This window comes from Enterobacter sp. 296B2 (assembly GCF_034106185.1).
GTDB classification, from domain to species: domain Bacteria; phylum Pseudomonadota; class Gammaproteobacteria; order Enterobacterales; family Enterobacteriaceae; genus Enterobacter; species Enterobacter cloacae_N.
The window spans coordinates 164,839-180,868 of record NZ_JAWNCA010000008.1 but is presented as its reverse complement, the minus strand read 5'-3'; the positions used below and the strand labels follow the sequence as shown (position 1 = coordinate 180,868).

Genomic DNA, 16,030 nt, shown 5'->3' with positions numbered 1-16,030 from the left:
ATATTTAACCGGAATAATGCTCTGTAAAAAAAATAAATACAGATTATTCATTTCAAATATATGATGCGTTACTAAATTTGCGCTAAATCAATTTTTAAGGAATAACGCCTTTTTATGCCTCTTTCGCTTTTTTGATAAAAAGCATGGTTCCCTCGTCAGGCGATAGCCGCAGCGTCACCCCCGTAAGGCATCAGGGATTTCTTAGCTAATCTTATGGATTATTCTGCTCACCTCCCTTTCATTTGTCTGACAATTCCTGCCATTTTTATGTCATTTTTCGCTGAATTTATGTACGCAATTACTGTAATTCTGCGGTGTGATGGGGCTCTCTTATGGATGATTAATTTCCCGCTAAAACTATCACCAGCAATAACGCTTATGACGAGGTAAGCGCTAATGCCTTGTTTTAAGTCCGATTAAATAAGAAGCACGCAAATCTTCCCTACAGAAAAGAATGCTAAAGCTGGAGTTTACCATGCACAAATTTACTAAAGCGCTGGCGGCCATCGGTCTGGCTGCCGTTATGTCACAATCCGCTATCGCTGAGAATTTAAAACTCGGTTTTTTGGTAAAACAGCCGGAAGAACCCTGGTTCCAGACCGAGTGGAAATTCGCTGATAAAGCCGGAAAAGATTTAGGTTTTGAGGTGATTAAAATCGCCGTGCCGGACGGTGAGAAAACACTGAACGCCATCGACAGCCTGGCGGCCAGCGGCGCGAAAGGCTTTGTTATCTGCACCCCGGATCCCAAACTGGGGTCAGCAATTGCGGCAAAAGCCCGCGGTTACGACATGAAGGTTATTGCGGTTGACGATCAGTTCGTTAACGCCAAAGGCAAACCCATGGACAGCGTTCCACTGGTCATGATGGCGGCGACCAAAATCGGTGAACGTCAGGGGCAGGAACTTTATAAGGAGATGCAGAAACGCGGCTGGGATGTGAAAGAGACCGCCGTCATGGCTATCACCGCGGACGAGCTGGACACGGCGCGTCGCCGTACGACCGGTTCAATGGACGCGTTGAAAGCGGCCGGCTTCCCGGAAAAACAGATCTACAAAGTGCCTACCAAATCTAACGACATCCCGGGTGCCTTTGATGCCGCGAACTCCATGCTGGTCCAGCACCCGGAAGTGAAACACTGGCTGGTGGTCGGCATGAACGACAACACCGTCTTGGGCGGCGTGCGCGCGACGGAAGGCCAGGGCTTCAAAGCGCCAGACGTCATTGGGATCGGCATCAACGGCGTGGATGCGGTGAGCGAGCTGTCCAAAGCGCAGGCCACTGGCTTCTACGGCTCTCTGCTGCCAAGCCCGGACGTCCATGGCTACAAATCCAGCGAAATGCTCTACAACTGGGTAACCAAAGGGGCAGAACCGCCGAAATTTACAGAAGTGACCGACGTGGTGCTGATTACCCGCGACAACTTCAAAGAGGAACTGGCGAAAAAAGGACTGGGCGGTAAGTAATACGCTGTGATTGTGCCCCTTACTCGCCGTAAGGGGCCAGACGTACACACTACAGGAATCACGGAGTCGTTATGCAACAGTCTAATCCGTATCTCTCTTTTCGCGGCATCGGGAAAACGTTTCCCGGTGTTAACGCGCTGACCGATATCAGCTTCGACTGCTATGCCGGCCAGGTTCATGCCCTGATGGGGGAAAACGGAGCGGGGAAATCCACGCTGCTAAAAATCCTCAGCGGCAACTACGCGCCAACAACCGGCACGCTGGCCATTCGCGGTGAAGAGGTGGCCTTCGCCGATACCACGGCGGCGCTCAACACTGGTGTCGCCATTATCTATCAGGAATTGCACCTCATCCCTGAGATGACCGTGGCTGAAAACATCTATTTAGGGCAGCTTCCGCACAAAAGCGGCGTGGTGAATCGTTCGCTACTTAATTATGAAGCGGGGCTGCAGCTTAAACACCTGGGTCTGGACGTCGATCCCCAGACGCCACTGAAATACCTCTCCATCGGCCAGTGGCAGATGGTTGAAATTGCCAAGGCGCTGGCGCGTAACGCCAGAATTATTGCCTTTGATGAACCCACCAGTTCGCTCTCCGCGCGTGAAATCGAAAACCTGTTCCGCGTGATCCGCGAGCTGCGTCAGGAAGGCCGCACCATTTTGTATGTCTCGCACCGCATGGAGGAGATTTTTGCCCTGAGCGATGCCATCACCGTATTTAAAGATGGGCGCTATGTGCGCACCTTTACCGATATGCAGCAGGTTAACCATGACCAGCTTGTTCAGGCGATGGTCGGGCGCGATCTGGGCGATATCTATCACTGGAAACCGCGCGAGTACGGTCCTGAACGCCTGCGCCTGGACAACGTCAAAGCGCCGGGCGTGCGAACGCCGGTTTCGTTATCCGTTCGCAGCGGTGAGATCGTCGGGCTGTTTGGTCTGGTGGGGGCCGGGCGCAGCGAGCTGATGAAAGGACTGTTCGGCGGTACCCGCATTACCGCAGGCCAGGTCTCCATTGACGGCGAGCCGGTGGATATTCAGAAACCTGCCCATGCAATCAGGGCCGGAATGATGCTCTGCCCGGAAGACCGCAAGGCGGAGGGGATCATTCCAGTGCATTCGGTGCGCGACAACATCAACATTTCTGCCCGCCGTAAGTTTATCCGCGCGGGCTGCCTGATAAACGACGGCTGGGAGTCGAGCAACGCCGACCACCATATCCGCTCGCTGAACATCAAAACCCCCGGCCCGGAACAGCTGATTATGAATCTCTCAGGAGGGAACCAGCAGAAGGCCATTTTGGGCCGCTGGCTGTCGGAAGATATGAAGGTCATTTTGCTGGACGAGCCGACGCGCGGTATTGATGTGGGCGCAAAACACGAGATTTACAACGTGATCTATGAACTGGCAAAACGCGGCGTGGCGGTGCTGTTCGCCTCCAGCGATCTGCCTGAGGTGCTTGGCGTTGCCGACCGCATTGTGGTGATGCGGGAAGGTGAAATCGCCGGTGAATTACTTCATGAACAGGCGAATGAACAACAGGCGTTGAACCTCGCCATGCCTAAAGTCAGTCAGGCAGTCGCCTGAGTAAGGAGTTAATGATGTCCTCTGTTACTACATCCGGAGCGCCGAAGTCGGCATTCAGTTTTGGCCGTATCTGGGATCAGTACGGCATGCTGGTGGTCTTTGCCGCACTCTTCATCGCCTGTGCGATCTTCGTGCCTAATTTTGCCACCTTCATTAATATGAAAGGGCTGGGGCTGGCTATTTCCATGTCCGGCATGGTGGCCTGCGGCATGCTCTTCTGTCTGGCCTCCGGTGATTTCGACCTGTCGGTAGCCTCGGTTATCGCCTGTGCGGGCGTCACCACGGCGGTGGTGATCAACATGACGGAAAGCCTGTGGATTGGCGTTTTTGCCGGTCTGTTGCTCGGCGTCATCAGCGGTCTGGTGAACGGTTTTGTTATCGCACGCCTGAAGATTAACGCCCTGATCACCACGCTTGCGACGATGCAGATAGTGCGCGGTCTGGCCTATATCATCTCCGACGGCAAAGCGGTGGGGATTGAAGACGAGCGCTTCTTTACGCTGGGCTATGCTAACTGGCTGGGCCTGCCGGCGCCTATCTGGCTCACCGTGGCCTGCCTGATCCTGTTCGGCTTCCTGCTGAACCGCACCACCTTTGGCCGTAACACGCTGGCGATCGGCGGTAATGAAGAAGCGGCGCGTCTGGCAGGGGTGCCGGTCGTACGAACCAAGATTATTATCTTTGTGCTCTCGGGGCTGGTCTCCGCCGCTGCCGGGATTATTCTGGCCTCGCGTATGACCAGCGGACAGCCTATGACCTCTATCGGTTATGAGCTGATCGTCATCTCAGCCTGCGTTTTAGGGGGCGTTTCCCTCAAGGGGGGCATCGGAAAAATCTCATATGTGGTGGCCGGTATCCTGATTTTGGGCACGGTGGAGAACGCCATGAACCTGCTGAATATTTCGCCGTTCTCTCAGTACGTCGTGCGGGGCCTGATCCTGCTGGCAGCCGTGATTTTCGACCGTTACAAGCAAAAAGCGAAGCGTACCGTGTAACTCCAGCGCTGACTTTTTATTGCTCAACTAATAACCATAGTTGACCCCTGAACCGCCTCGCCAGTTTTGCTGGCGGGGCGGTTGTCAAATGGCGAGGCCCATCACACTGTCTATACTTACATGGCTATGAAAGAGGTAAAGGCGTTTACCTCTCGTAAACCGTAAGGAGGATTAGGGTGGCTGACTTGTTAACCGCACCGCCTGTACTGCCCGGAAAATATGCTTTCTTTTTTGACCTCGACGGGACGCTCGCCGGGATCCAGCCGCATCCTGACGACGTGGTCGTACCGGATACGGTGTTAGAGAATTTGCAGCAGCTCTCTCGACTGAACGAGGGCGCATTGGCATTGATTTCAGGGCGCTCAATGGCCGAGCTGGACGTGCTCGCCAGTCCTTACCACTTTCCGCTAGCCGGTGTACACGGAGCGGAGCGCCGCGATATCCATGATCAACTGCATGTTGTATCACTCCCCGATACCTTAATTCAGGCGTTACAGACTGAACTCTCCCTGGCGCTGGCATCGCTCCCGGGCACGGAACTGGAAGCGAAAGGCATGGCGTTCGCCTTGCACTATCGGCAGGCTCCGCATCACGAAGCGGCGATCTTTGCGATTGCCCGCAGCGTGGCCGAGGCACACCCGCAGCTTGCGCTGCAGCCGGGGAAATGCGTCGTTGAGATAAAACCTGAGGGCATTAATAAGGGCGCTGCTATTGCGGCGTTTATGGCGGAACCGCCATTTAAGGGACGTACACCGGTATTTTTTGGCGATGACCTGACCGATGAGGCCGGGTTTCGCGTGGTGAAACAGGCCGGAGGGATCGCCGTTAAGGTGGGGCCTGGTGACACTGTCGCTGAATGGCGTCTGGCGAATGTCGCCAGCGTCTGGCAGTGGATTTCTGATATCGCTAACCAGCAACAACAACAAATAGCGCAAAACAAAGGGGGAAACCATTATGGGTCGCTTAGTCGTCGTCTCTAACCGAATTGCACCGCCTGATGATAAAAAAGCCAGTGCAGGTGGCCTGGCGGTAGGGGTATTAGGTGCCTTAAAAGCCGCTGGCGGGCTGTGGTTTGGCTGGAGTGGTGAAATCAATGAACAAGAGAAACCGCTTAAAAAGGTGACGCGCGGGAACATTACGTGGGCATCATTTGCGTTAAAGGAGAAAGACTATGACGAGTATTACTCGCAGTTCTCCAACGCCGTCCTGTGGCCTGCGTTTCACTATCGTCTTGACCTGGTGAAATTCCAGCGTGAGTCCTTCGAGGGCTATTCGCGCGTAAATGCACTGCTGGCGGATAAACTGCTGCCTTTAATAGAAGAAGACGATATTTTATGGATCCACGATTACCACCTGCTGCCCTTCGCCCGGGAGCTGCGTAAAAGGGGAGTCAATAACCGGATTGGCTTCTTCCTGCATATTCCTTTCCCGACGCCGGAGATTTTCACCGCGCTGCCGCCGCATGAAGAGCTGCTGGAGGCGCTGTGTGATTATGACCTGCTGGGCTTCCAGACCGAAAATGACCGTCTCGCGTTTCTGGACTCCGTATCAGGCAAAGCGCGTCTGGTCACCAGGGGCGGTAAAAGCCATACGGCGTGGGGGAAAACCTTCCATACCGAAGTGTATCCAATAGGGATTGAACCCGACGAAATTGCGGAACAGGCTTCCGGCCCGCTGCCGCCGAAGCTGGCGCAGCTTAAGAATGAACTCAAGCATGTGAAGAATATCTTCTCGGTAGAGCGTCTGGATTATTCCAAAGGGCTGCCGGAACGCTTCCTGGCCTATGAAACGCTGCTGGATAAATACCCCCAACACCACGGTAAAATCCGCTATACCCAGATAGCGCCAACGTCGCGCGGGGAAGTCCAGGCCTACCAGGATATCCGTCATCAACTGGAGACAGAAGCGGGGCGCATCAACGGGCGCTACGGCCAGCTGGGCTGGACGCCGCTCTTTTATCTGAATCAGCATTTTGACCGTAAGATCCTGATGAAGGTCTTCCGCTACGCGGACGTGGGGCTGGTCACGCCGCTGCGTGACGGGATGAACCTGGTGGCAAAAGAGTATGTGGCGGCTCAGGACCCTGCGGATCCGGGCGTGCTGGTGCTTTCCCAGTTTGCCGGGGCTGCGAACGAACTGACCTCTGCGCTGCTCGTAAACCCTTACGATCGGGATGATGTGGCTAACGCCCTCAACCGCGCCCTGACAATGCCGCTGACGGAGCGAATTTCCCGCCATGCCGAAATGATGGAGACGATCCGTAAAAACGATATTAATCACTGGCAGGCGCGTTTTATTGAGGATCTACGCGAAATAACCCCGCAAAGTCATGAAGGCGATCTGCAAAAAAAGATCGCGACTTTCCCTAAACTCGCCTGATTTTCCTCTGGGGGGGTTAAGCCCCCCCAAGCGGTACTAACAGCACGTCTACCTCGCTTGAGGCGATAATAGATTTTGCCGCACAGGTAGCCCGCGATATAAAGCTGTGGTTATGGTTCCCACAAATCACTAAATCAATATTCTGCTTGCGGCACATATCAAGAATATGGGCATTCAATTCCCCCGTCGCAATAACGGTTTCATGTACAGGGTAATTTGCTTTTTCGACAAGCTCTCGCAGAAACTGCTGTGTTTCTTCCTGCAATACCTCACGAATATCTTCCAGCATGGGGGCCGCCAGCTGATTGTACATCTCGGGTTCGGCCTCAAGGGTGATGAGGCTGATGCGCGCATTATGGGGTCTGGCGATCGAAACGGCCCGGGCGACAAGCTGGTGGCTTTCGGGGGAAACAGCAACAGAAACAAGAAGATGGGAGTAACTCATGGCGCACTCCTTAAGATGTCTGACAGGCAGCGTTACATCACCATTACCGCGAATTTCCTGGTTCCGCAAGAGTTGAATACGACATTAGTGTGAAGCTAATCATAATTATTCATTAATTATTCTTATAAGAAGAATAACTAAAAAACGAGCCTAAATGAAAAAAATTAACAACTTAACGTAAGTCACACAAATCTGCGCTTTCGCTATCAAATGGTTTTAACAAGTTATAAACGCATTTCAAATGATTACGCGTAGAAACATTTTTTTTGGCCGCTATGCATAACTATATGTTTTATCGAGGTAATCAAAATGTGTCCCTGAAACATATGGGATGTAAACGATTGCTGATGCTGCACGTAATGGTAAAAGCACGTTGCATGCCACTTTTGCTCACGCTTATGCATGAGTATTCGTCGATTAAGAATACAAAACAGTGCTGATTGAGTAAAAAATGAGCAAATTAGAAGTCATACTGATGGATTTATGGGGTGTATTCGCTTAAATTATGTGACGTGGATCACATTTTTTTTAAATTTGAGGGTGCCTGCATTGTATGTGGCAAATCTGACGAGTAGAGTTTGCGTCGAATTAGGAAAAATCTTAGTTATTTGTAAGAAATGATAAACCGTGTCAGAGATGTAACCCTGTTGCATCCCTTGCGCGTTTCGATGAATACAAACCTAGATTCAACTATGCATTTAGCCTTTTCTTTTTTATACCGGGTGATTTCCCGGCGACATCACGGGGTGCGGTCTTTCCGCATAAAAATAATAGTTGGTTATTCGGGATGGGAACAATGCATACATCCGAGTTGCTAAAACATATCTATGACATCAATTTGTCATATTTACTGCTCGCGCAGCGTTTAATTAGTCAGGACAAAGCGTCCGCGATGTTTCGTCTGGGTATTAACGAAGAAATGGCAACCATGCTGGGTGGGTTAACCCTCCCACAGATGGTAAAACTGGCGGAAACGAATCAACTGGTGTGCCAGTTCCGTTTTGATAATCCGCAGACGATAACGCGTCTGACGCAGGAATCCCGCGTTGACGATCTCCAACAGATCCATACCGGTATTCTGCTCTCCACTCGCTTGCTTAGCGACATCAGCCAGCCTGATGACGCAGCCCGTAAGAAAAGGGCCTAGCAATGAGCGAAAAAAGCATTGTTCAGGAAGCGCGTGACATACAGCTGGCCATGGAGCTGATTACGCTGGGTGCTCGTTTACAAATGCTGGAAAGCGAGACTCAGCTGAGCCGTGGTCGCCTCATCAAACTGTATAAAGAGTTACGTGGTAGTCCCCCGCCGAAAGGCATGCTGCCGTTTTCTACGGACTGGTTTATGACCTGGGAGCAGAATATACACGCCTCCATGTTCTGTAATGCCTGGCAGTATCTTCTCAAAACCGGTTTGTGTAGCGGCGTAGACGCCGTGATCAAAGCGTACAAACTTTACCTTGAACAATGCCCACAGCAGGAAGAAGGCCCTCTGCTGGCGCTGACCCGCGCATGGACGCTGGTGCGTTTTGTTGAGAGCGGAATGCTTGAACTGTCGCGCTGCAATTGCTGCGATGGCAATTTTATTACCCATGCTCATCAGCCTGCAGGCAGCTTCGCCTGTAGTTTATGTCAGCCGCCATCCCGCGCAGTAAAAAGACGTAAACTTTCCCGGGATGCTGCCGATATTATTCCACAACTGCTGGATGAACAGATCGAACAAGCTGTTTAACCCGAACGTGTGGGCAAGATTCCAGCAGCGGTAAGCAATTACCGCTGCTTTTTTTTACCCCGCAAACGGTAAACGCTGCGAACTGGACGTCCTTGCCATAGTCACTAGCGGAAGGATGATGTCGTGCTTATCTTATTAGGTTACCTGGTAGTTCTCGGTACAGTTTTCGGCGGTTACATGATGACCGGCGGGCACCTTGGAGCACTCTATCAACCGGCTGAACTTATTATCATCGGCGGCGCAGGGGTAGGGGCTTTTATCGTTGGTAACAACGGTAAATCGATCAAGGGCACGTTGAAAGCAATTCCATTGCTGTTCCGTCGCTCGAAATACACCAAAAGCATGTATATGGATCTGCTGGCGCTGCTCTATCGCCTGATGGCGAAGTCGCGACAGCAGGGAATGTTCTCGCTCGAACGGGATATTGAAAACCCGAAAGAGAGCGAGATTTTTGCCAGCTATCCGCGCATTCTGGCGGACGCCATGATGCTGGATTTCATCGTCGACTATCTCCGACTCATCATCAGCGGCAATATGAACACCTTCGAAATCGAAGCGCTGATGGACGAAGAGATCGAAACCCACGAAAGCGAATCAGAAGTGCCGGCCAACAGCCTGGCGCTGGTGGGCGACTCCCTTCCGGCGTTTGGTATCGTGGCGGCGGTCATGGGGGTAGTACACGCCCTGGCCTCAGCGGATCGCCCGGCGGCCGAACTGGGCGCGCTGATTGCCCATGCGATGGTGGGTACCTTCCTCGGTATTTTGCTGGCTTACGGTTTTATCTCTCCGCTGGCAAGCGTGCTGCGCCAGAAGAGCGCGGAAACCACCAAAATGATGCAGTGCGTGAAGATCACGCTGCTCTCTAACCTCAACGGTTACGCGCCACCGATCGCGGTTGAATTTGGCCGTAAAACGCTTTACTCCAGCGAGCGTCCGTCGTTTATCGAGCTTGAAGAACACGTGCGCGCGGTGAAAAACCCAAACCAACAGACGACAACTGAGGACGCATGAAAAACCAGTCCCATCCGATCGTCATCGTAAAAAAACGCAAGCACAAGGGCGGCGGACATGGTTCCCACGGCTCCTGGAAAATCGCGTACGCCGACTTTATGACCGCAATGATGGCGTTCTTTCTGGTGATGTGGCTGATCTCCATCTCCAGCCCGAAGGAGCTTATCCAGATTGCTGAATATTTCCGTACCCCGCTGGCGACGGCAGTGACCGGTGGGCAGCGTATCTCTAACAGCGAAAGCCCCATTCCTGGCGGCGGCGATGATTACACCCAGCAGAAGGGTGAGGTGAAAAAAGAGCCGAACATCGACGAGCTGAAACGAAAGATGGAGCAGGCGCGCCTGAAAAAGCTGCGTGGCGATCTCGATCAGCTGATTGAAGCGGATCCCAAACTGCGCGCGCTGCGTCCGCACCTGAAAATCGATCTGGTCCAGGAAGGGTTGCGCATTCAGATTATCGACAGCCAGAACCGCCCGATGTTTAAAACCGGGAGTGCGGAAGTTGAACCTTACATGCGCGATATTCTGCGCGCTATTGCCCCGGTGCTGAACGGTATTCCTAACCGAATCAGCCTGTCGGGCCACACGGATGATTTCCCGTACGCCAGTGGGGAGAAGGGATACAGCAACTGGGAGCTTTCTGCCGATCGTGCCAACGCCTCGCGTCGCGAGCTGGTGGCAGGTGGGCTTGATGATGGCAAGGTACTGCGCGTGGTCGGCATGGCAGCAACCATGCGCGTCTCCGACCGCGGGCCGGATGACGCCATCAACCGTCGTATCAGTCTTTTAGTGCTGAACCAGCAGGCGGAGCAGGCCATCCTGCATGAAAACGCCGAAAGTCAGAATGAGTCACTGGACGATTTAAAACAGCCTGGGGCCGTCCCTGCGGCTGCCGTTCCAACATCGCCACCAGCCAATCCGAGGTGATAGCGTGAGCATGGATATTAGCGATTTTTACCAGACATTCTTTGATGAAGCCGACGAATTGTTGGCGGATATGGAGCAACATTTGCTCGATCTGGTGCCCGAAGCACCGGACTCCGAGCAGCTCAATGCCATCTTCCGCGCGGCGCATTCCATTAAAGGCGGAGCCGGAACGTTTGGATTTACCATCCTGCAGGAAACGACCCATTTAATGGAAAACCTGCTCGATGAAGCACGACGCGGTGAGATGCAGCTCAATACCGACATTATCAACCTGTTTTTGGAAACCAAAGATATTATGCAGGAACAGCTCGACGCCTATAAAAGTTCGGCAGAGCCTGATGCCGCCAGCTTTGAATACATCTGCAATGCGCTGCGCCAGCTCGCCCTGGAAGCAAAAGGTGAGGTCGCTGCAGCCGTTGTCCCTGCGGCAAAACTGAGCGTTGTTGATGCGGTTGCTGCTGAAGAGGCCTCGCCCGCTGCGCAAGCGGGCAAACTGCGCGTTGTGCTGTCACGCCTGAAAGAGAGCGAAGTTAACCTGCTGGAAGAAGAGCTGGGCAACCTGGCGAAGTTAAGCAATGTGGTGAAAGGCAAAGACAGCCTCGCGGCGACCCTCGATGACGGTATCAGTCAGGACGATATCGTGGCGGTGCTGTGCTTTGTGATTGAAGCCGACCAGATTGCTTTCGAAACGGAAACCCCCGCGGCAGAAGCGCCGGCTGCAGCAGAAGAGGTTGCCGTCGTTGCCCAGGTTGCAGCACCGGCTGTTGCGTCTGCGGCACCGGCGCTGAAGGCTGTGCCAAAAGAGACCGCAGCACCTGGCCGCGCTGAAAAACCGGCCGCGCGCTCCAGCGAGTCCACCAGCATTCGCGTTGCCGTTGAGAAGGTCGATCAGCTGATTAACCTGGTTGGCGAACTGGTGATCACCCAGTCCATGCTGGCGCAGCGCTCCAATGAGCTGGACCCGGTCACGCATGGCGATCTGATCACCAGCATGGGCCAGCTGCAGCGTAACGCCCGCGATCTGCAGGAATCGGTCATGTCCATCCGCATGATGCCGATGGAATATGTCTTCAGCCGCTTCCCGCGCCTGGTGCGCGACCTCGCCAGCAAGCTGAATAAGCAGATTGAACTGACCCTGATGGGCAGCTCAACGGAGCTGGATAAGAGCCTGATCGAGCGCATCATCGACCCGTTAACGCACCTGGTGCGTAACAGCCTGGACCACGGTATCGAACTGCCGGAAAACCGCATTGCCGCCGGGAAATCCCCGGTCGGGAACCTGATCCTCTCAGCGGAACATCAGGGCGGGAACATCTGCATCGAAGTGACCGACGACGGCGCCGGTCTTAACCGCGAGCGCATCCTGGCGAAGGCCATTTCGCAGGGGATGGCGGTGAATGAAAACATGACCGACGAAGAGGTGGGTATGCTCATCTTCGCGCCGGGCTTCTCGACCGCCGAGCAGGTGACGGACGTTTCCGGGCGCGGCGTCGGCATGGACGTGGTGAAGCGTAACATCCAGGAGATGGGCGGCCACGTTGAGATCCAGTCTAAACAGGGTTCCGGCACCACCATCCGTATTCTGCTGCCGCTGACGCTGGCGATCCTCGACGGTATGTCGGTGAAAGTGGCGGACGAAGTTTTCATTCTGCCGCTGAATGCGGTGATGGAATCCCTGCAGCCGCGTGAGGAAGATCTGCATCCGCTGGCGGGCGGCGAGCGCGTGCTTGAGGTGCGCGGTGAGTACCTGCCGCTGGTCGAGCTGTGGAAAGTGTTCGAAGTGGACGGGGCGAAGACCGAGGCCACGCAGGGTATCGTGGTGATCCTGCAAAGCGCGGGCCGCCGCTACGCGCTGCTGGTCGATCAGCTGATTGGTCAGCACCAGGTGGTGGTGAAGAACCTCGAAAGCAACTACCGCAAGGTGCCGGGTATTTCTGCTGCCACCATTCTGGGGGATGGTAGCGTGGCGCTGATCGTCGACGTGTCGGCGCTTCAGGGATTAAATCGTGAACAACGTGTGGCGTACACAGCCGCCTGATTAAGTAGAAGGTAATAACATGACCGGTATGAGTAATGTAACGAAACTGGCGGGCGAGCCATCAGGGCAGGAATTCCTGGTCTTCACTTTGGGCGATGAGGAGTACGGCATCGATATCCTGAAAGTGCAGGAAATTCGCGGTTACGACCAGGTTACCCGCATCGCGAACACGCCTGCGTTTATTAAAGGCGTCACCAACCTGCGCGGCGTGATTGTGCCAATCGTCGATCTGCGCGTGAAGTTCAGCCAGGGCGACGTTGACTACAATGACAACACCGTGGTGATCGTCCTCAACCTGGGGCAGCGCGTGGTGGGTATCGTGGTGGATGGCGTATCTGACGTCCTCTCCCTGACGTCTGACCAAATCCGCCCTGCGCCGGAATTTGCGGTCACGCTGTCGACCGAATACCTGACCGGTCTGGGCGCGCTCGGCGAGCGTATGCTGATTCTGGTGAACATTGAGAAGCTGCTGAACAGCGAAGAGATGGCGCTGCTGGATATCGCGGCGAATCATGTAGCGTAGGTAAATGCAAAACGGCAACCGGGTTGCCGTTTTTTGTGTTTGCTCCCTCTCCTTGTGGGAGAGGGCCGGGGTGAGGGCATCAGGCCTCACCCTTTTTCATGCCATTACGCTTCCTGCTTTACCAGCTCAGCTTCCGCTTCCCGCGCACCTTCATTCTGCGACAGCATCGCGGTCGCAATACCATTCCCCAGCACGTTAATCGCGGAACGCCCCATATCCAGGAAGTGGTCGATTCCCATCAGCAGCAGGATCCCCGCCACAGGAATATTAAAGCTCGGAATGGTCGCTGCCAGCACCACCAGCGAAGAACGCGGTACGCCCGCAATCCCTTTCGACGCCAGCATCAGGGTCAGCATCAGCACCGTCACCTCAGAGAAACTCAGGTGAATGTTGTACGCCTGAGCGATGAACATCGAGGCGAAAGAGCAGTACACCATCGACCCCACCAGGTTGAAGGAGTAGCCAATTGGCAGAACGAAAGAGGCGATGTTGCGCGAGCAGCCAAAGCGCTCCAGCTGCTCCAGCGTTTTAGGATAGGCCGCTTCAGAACTGCTGGTAGTGAATGCGACCAGTACCGGATCTTTCAGCATGCTGACCAGGCGAAATACCTCTTTTTTAAGCACCATGTAACCCACGGCCAGCAGCACCATGCAGGTGAGAAGAATGGCAACGTAGTAGCCGCCAATAAAGGAGGCGTAGTTTAACAGGATGCCAAGACCCTGCGTGGCAATGACGGAGGAGATCGCCGCAAAGATGGCCAGCGGCGCAACGTACATCACGTAACCCGTTACCTTCAGCATGATATGGGAAACCACATCCAGCGCGGCCACCAGCGGCGCGTTGAATTTCTGCCCCAGCGACGCGCCACCAATGCCGAAGAACATCGAGAACACCACAATCTGCAGGATCTCATTGTTCGACATCGCCCCTGCGATACTGGTTGGAATGGTGTGAGACAGGAACGCTTCCAGCGTCATCCCGCCCACGGCCAGGCCTGTATCTACCGCCTCGGTTGGGACCGTCAGGTTCAGACCGCTTCCCGGACGCTCCAGCGTGACGATAAACAGTCCGACCAGAATGGAGAGCACGGATGAGCTGATAAACCACACCATCGCTTTGCCGCCCACGCGGCCAATGGTGGAGGTTTCTCCCAGCTTCATAATGCCCACGGTAAGCGTGCTGAAGACCAGCGGCGCAATAACCATTTTGATCAGACGGAGGAAAATATCGGTCAGAAGGGTAATATTATCCGACCAGGCTTTGATGGCATCCGCAGATGCGTACTCGTGAATTGCCGCCCCTGAAAGAATACCCGCCAGCATGAATATCACGATGAAGAGTGTGAGTTTGTTTGCACTTGCCACGAAAAAAGACCCTCTATGCGCTTCAGTTGTAGCCCGCGCCGATACATATAAATTTTTTATTGCGGCGCGGGAAATTATTCGGCACATAAATTGACGCAAAGCGTAGGGGGATACAACTCCTTTTTAATTTTTATTAATTTTGTTGTTAATGCCTGAACGATATATTGTGACGCTAATCACATTTTTATGGATATATCCTCAGTCAAAGTGCAGGAATATTCCTTTGTTATTATTTAATTCATTGTTTTATATATACAAATGATCCTGTCAGGGCATGGGTTTTACCTGCCCCACGTCGGGTGGTCGAAGCGATATCCGTAAACTAAATTCTCAATAACCCCCTCAGAGGAAGGTTTAGCGGGGCTAACATCTTGAACGTTAAAAATAAAATGTCGCAAGGGAACAGAGACGTCTTCTGGAGGGTGGTAAATGAAAAGAAAACTCCTTTTGATCTGCGCAGGCACGTTGCTGACTGCGACAACGGCCCATCAGGCCCTGGCCGTCACCAGCAACGGCACCATTGGCGCCACGCTGACGCTAACAAACGGTTGTCTGATTAACGGATCGCCCGCCCAAAGCGGCATTAACTTCGGGATACTTGATTTCGGCACCCATCCCGCAACGTTTTCTACCCTGACCACGCAGCTAACCGGCGCCAGCGGCGGAAATACCTTCACCATTCAATGCACGACCGCCAGCTATTCGGTGGCGATCACCGGCAACACCAACTCCACGGCACCTGGCACCGTTGTCGGCTCGCCGGGAACGCCCGCGCGCTATCTGGTAAACACGACCAATACGGCGCAGGGGGTGGCTTACAGCCTGTACAGCGACAGCGGATTCAACACGGTGGTAGCTAATAACGCCGCGTTGCCGATCGCGTCCACGGCGGGGGGCGTTGACAGTTACACCCTCTACGGACGCATTACCGGCGGCGGTAACAGCGTTACGGTGGTACCGGGCACCTATACCGACACGATTAACGTCAGCGTGACCTATTAGATCTGCACTGCCATGAAGGCACCTTTTATAGGTCTGCGCAAAAGCGCAGAGGGACACGTGCAGCCTTTTTTCGCGCTGATCGTCGGGTTGTTGCTGCTCCCCACGGCGGGGGCGGTGACATCACAATCCTTTAAGGTCAGCGCGACCATTGTACCGGGGTGCGCAGTGGCTACCGGCAGCGGGGGGCTTCTCGGTACGCTGGATTTTGGCACCCATAACGGCGTGGAAAGTGCGCCGGTGAGCACCAGCTTTGTACCAAACGGGGCCTTGTCCATCGCCTGCACCCCGGGCGTGGCGCTGACTATGAGTATTAATGGCGGTCAGAATTATTCATCCGTTCGCCGAATGAAACGTACGAACGGGACGGAAATGGTCCCGTACCGGCTGTACAGCAGCAGTTCGCTGGCCGCAAACAGCGAAATCGGCGTTAACCAGGCGATACCGGTGACCTATACCAACAGTAATAACATCGCGCTGCCCCTTTTTGGCGTGGCGCTATTGACCGGGTTTAGCCCGGCAGGAACCTATTCCGATCAGCTCACCGTGACCTTGTCATGGTAATAAAGGG

Annotated in this window: 15 protein-coding genes; 13 read left to right on the top strand and 2 right to left on the bottom strand. The window is 54.0% G+C overall.

The genetic code is table 11. The annotated features are described in order from the left end of the window. The first annotated feature begins 475 nt into the window (after positions 1-475). The 5 genes from araF to otsA all read left to right on the top strand — a co-directional run bounded on the left by araF (position 476) and on the right by otsA (position 6,425). Positions 476-1,465, top strand: coding sequence for an arabinose ABC transporter substrate-binding protein AraF (gene araF / locus URZ40_RS08780; RefSeq protein ID WP_008500409.1), 990 nt, complete (start codon positions 476-478; stop codon positions 1,463-1,465). A 71-nt stretch (positions 1,466-1,536) separates the two neighbouring features. After that, the gene (gene araG / locus URZ40_RS08775) at positions 1,537-3,051 is read left to right on the top strand and encodes an L-arabinose ABC transporter ATP-binding protein AraG (protein ID WP_316379488.1); all 1,515 of its coding nucleotides are present in this window, start codon (positions 1,537-1,539) and stop codon (positions 3,049-3,051) included. A 14-nt stretch (positions 3,052-3,065) separates the two neighbouring features. Next, entirely contained in the window at positions 3,066-4,046 is a 981-nt protein-coding gene (gene araH / locus URZ40_RS08770) for an arabinose ABC transporter permease AraH (protein WP_032644894.1), read from the top strand. 176 nt (positions 4,047-4,222) lie between these two features. Further along, on the top strand, positions 4,223-5,026 hold the full coding sequence (gene otsB, locus URZ40_RS08765; protein WP_320720355.1) for a trehalose-phosphatase: 804 nt from the start codon (positions 4,223-4,225) through the stop codon (positions 5,024-5,026). Continuing rightward, positions 5,001-6,425, top strand: a complete 1,425-nt coding sequence (otsA, locus tag URZ40_RS08760; RefSeq protein WP_116339039.1) for an alpha,alpha-trehalose-phosphate synthase — start codon at positions 5,001-5,003, stop codon at positions 6,423-6,425. Before otsB ends, otsA begins: the two co-directional genes overlap by 26 nt. Before the next feature lie 16 nt (positions 6,426-6,441). On the opposite strand, the gene uspC is transcribed toward otsA, so the two are convergent. Beyond that, positions 6,442-6,870 (bottom strand): universal stress protein UspC, encoded by a 429-nt coding sequence (gene uspC, locus URZ40_RS08755; protein WP_320720353.1) that lies wholly within the window; start codon positions 6,868-6,870, stop codon positions 6,442-6,444. 796 nt (positions 6,871-7,666) lie between these two features. Between uspC and flhD the strand changes: the two genes are divergently transcribed. The 6 genes from flhD to cheW all read left to right on the top strand — a co-directional run bounded on the left by flhD (position 7,667) and on the right by cheW (position 13,096). After that, complete coding sequence (gene flhD / locus URZ40_RS08750; protein ID WP_028013654.1) at positions 7,667-8,017, top strand: flagellar transcriptional regulator FlhD; 351 nt, start codon at positions 7,667-7,669, stop codon at positions 8,015-8,017. A gap of 2 nt (positions 8,018-8,019) precedes the next feature. Continuing rightward, a complete protein-coding gene (gene flhC / locus URZ40_RS08745) occupies positions 8,020-8,598 on the top strand; it encodes a flagellar transcriptional regulator FlhC (protein WP_013096051.1) in 579 nt (192 codons plus the stop codon). Positions 8,599-8,721: 123 nt separating this feature from the next. Next, on the top strand, positions 8,722-9,609 hold the full coding sequence (gene motA, locus URZ40_RS08740; RefSeq protein WP_008500417.1) for a flagellar motor stator protein MotA: 888 nt from the start codon (positions 8,722-8,724) through the stop codon (positions 9,607-9,609). Then, positions 9,606-10,535: a flagellar motor protein MotB gene (gene motB, locus URZ40_RS08735; RefSeq protein WP_061097847.1), complete on the top strand. Its 930-nt coding sequence runs from the start codon at positions 9,606-9,608 to the stop codon at positions 10,533-10,535. Before motA ends, motB begins: the two co-directional genes overlap by 4 nt. Positions 10,536-10,539: 4 nt before the next feature. After that, positions 10,540-12,573 (top strand): chemotaxis protein CheA, encoded by a 2,034-nt coding sequence (gene cheA / locus URZ40_RS08730; RefSeq protein ID WP_320720350.1) that lies wholly within the window; start codon positions 10,540-10,542, stop codon positions 12,571-12,573. Between the two features lie 19 nt (positions 12,574-12,592). Beyond that, positions 12,593-13,096: a chemotaxis protein CheW gene (cheW, locus tag URZ40_RS08725; RefSeq protein ID WP_014884351.1), complete on the top strand. Its 504-nt coding sequence runs from the start codon at positions 12,593-12,595 to the stop codon at positions 13,094-13,096. A 104-nt stretch (positions 13,097-13,200) separates the two neighbouring features. On the opposite strand, the gene URZ40_RS08720 is transcribed toward cheW, so the two are convergent. After that, complete coding sequence (locus URZ40_RS08720; protein WP_320720349.1) at positions 13,201-14,460, bottom strand: dicarboxylate/amino acid:cation symporter; 1,260 nt, start codon at positions 14,458-14,460, stop codon at positions 13,201-13,203. Between the two features lie 429 nt (positions 14,461-14,889). Between URZ40_RS08720 and URZ40_RS08715 the strand changes: the two genes are divergently transcribed. Beyond that, positions 14,890-15,462, top strand: a complete 573-nt coding sequence (locus URZ40_RS08715) for a spore coat protein U domain-containing protein (RefSeq protein WP_116339047.1) — start codon at positions 14,890-14,892, stop codon at positions 15,460-15,462. 12 nt (positions 15,463-15,474) lie between these two features. Beyond that, complete coding sequence (locus tag URZ40_RS08710) at positions 15,475-16,023, top strand: spore coat U domain-containing protein (RefSeq protein WP_320720347.1); 549 nt, start codon at positions 15,475-15,477, stop codon at positions 16,021-16,023. The last annotated feature ends 7 nt before the right edge of the window (positions 16,024-16,030 follow it).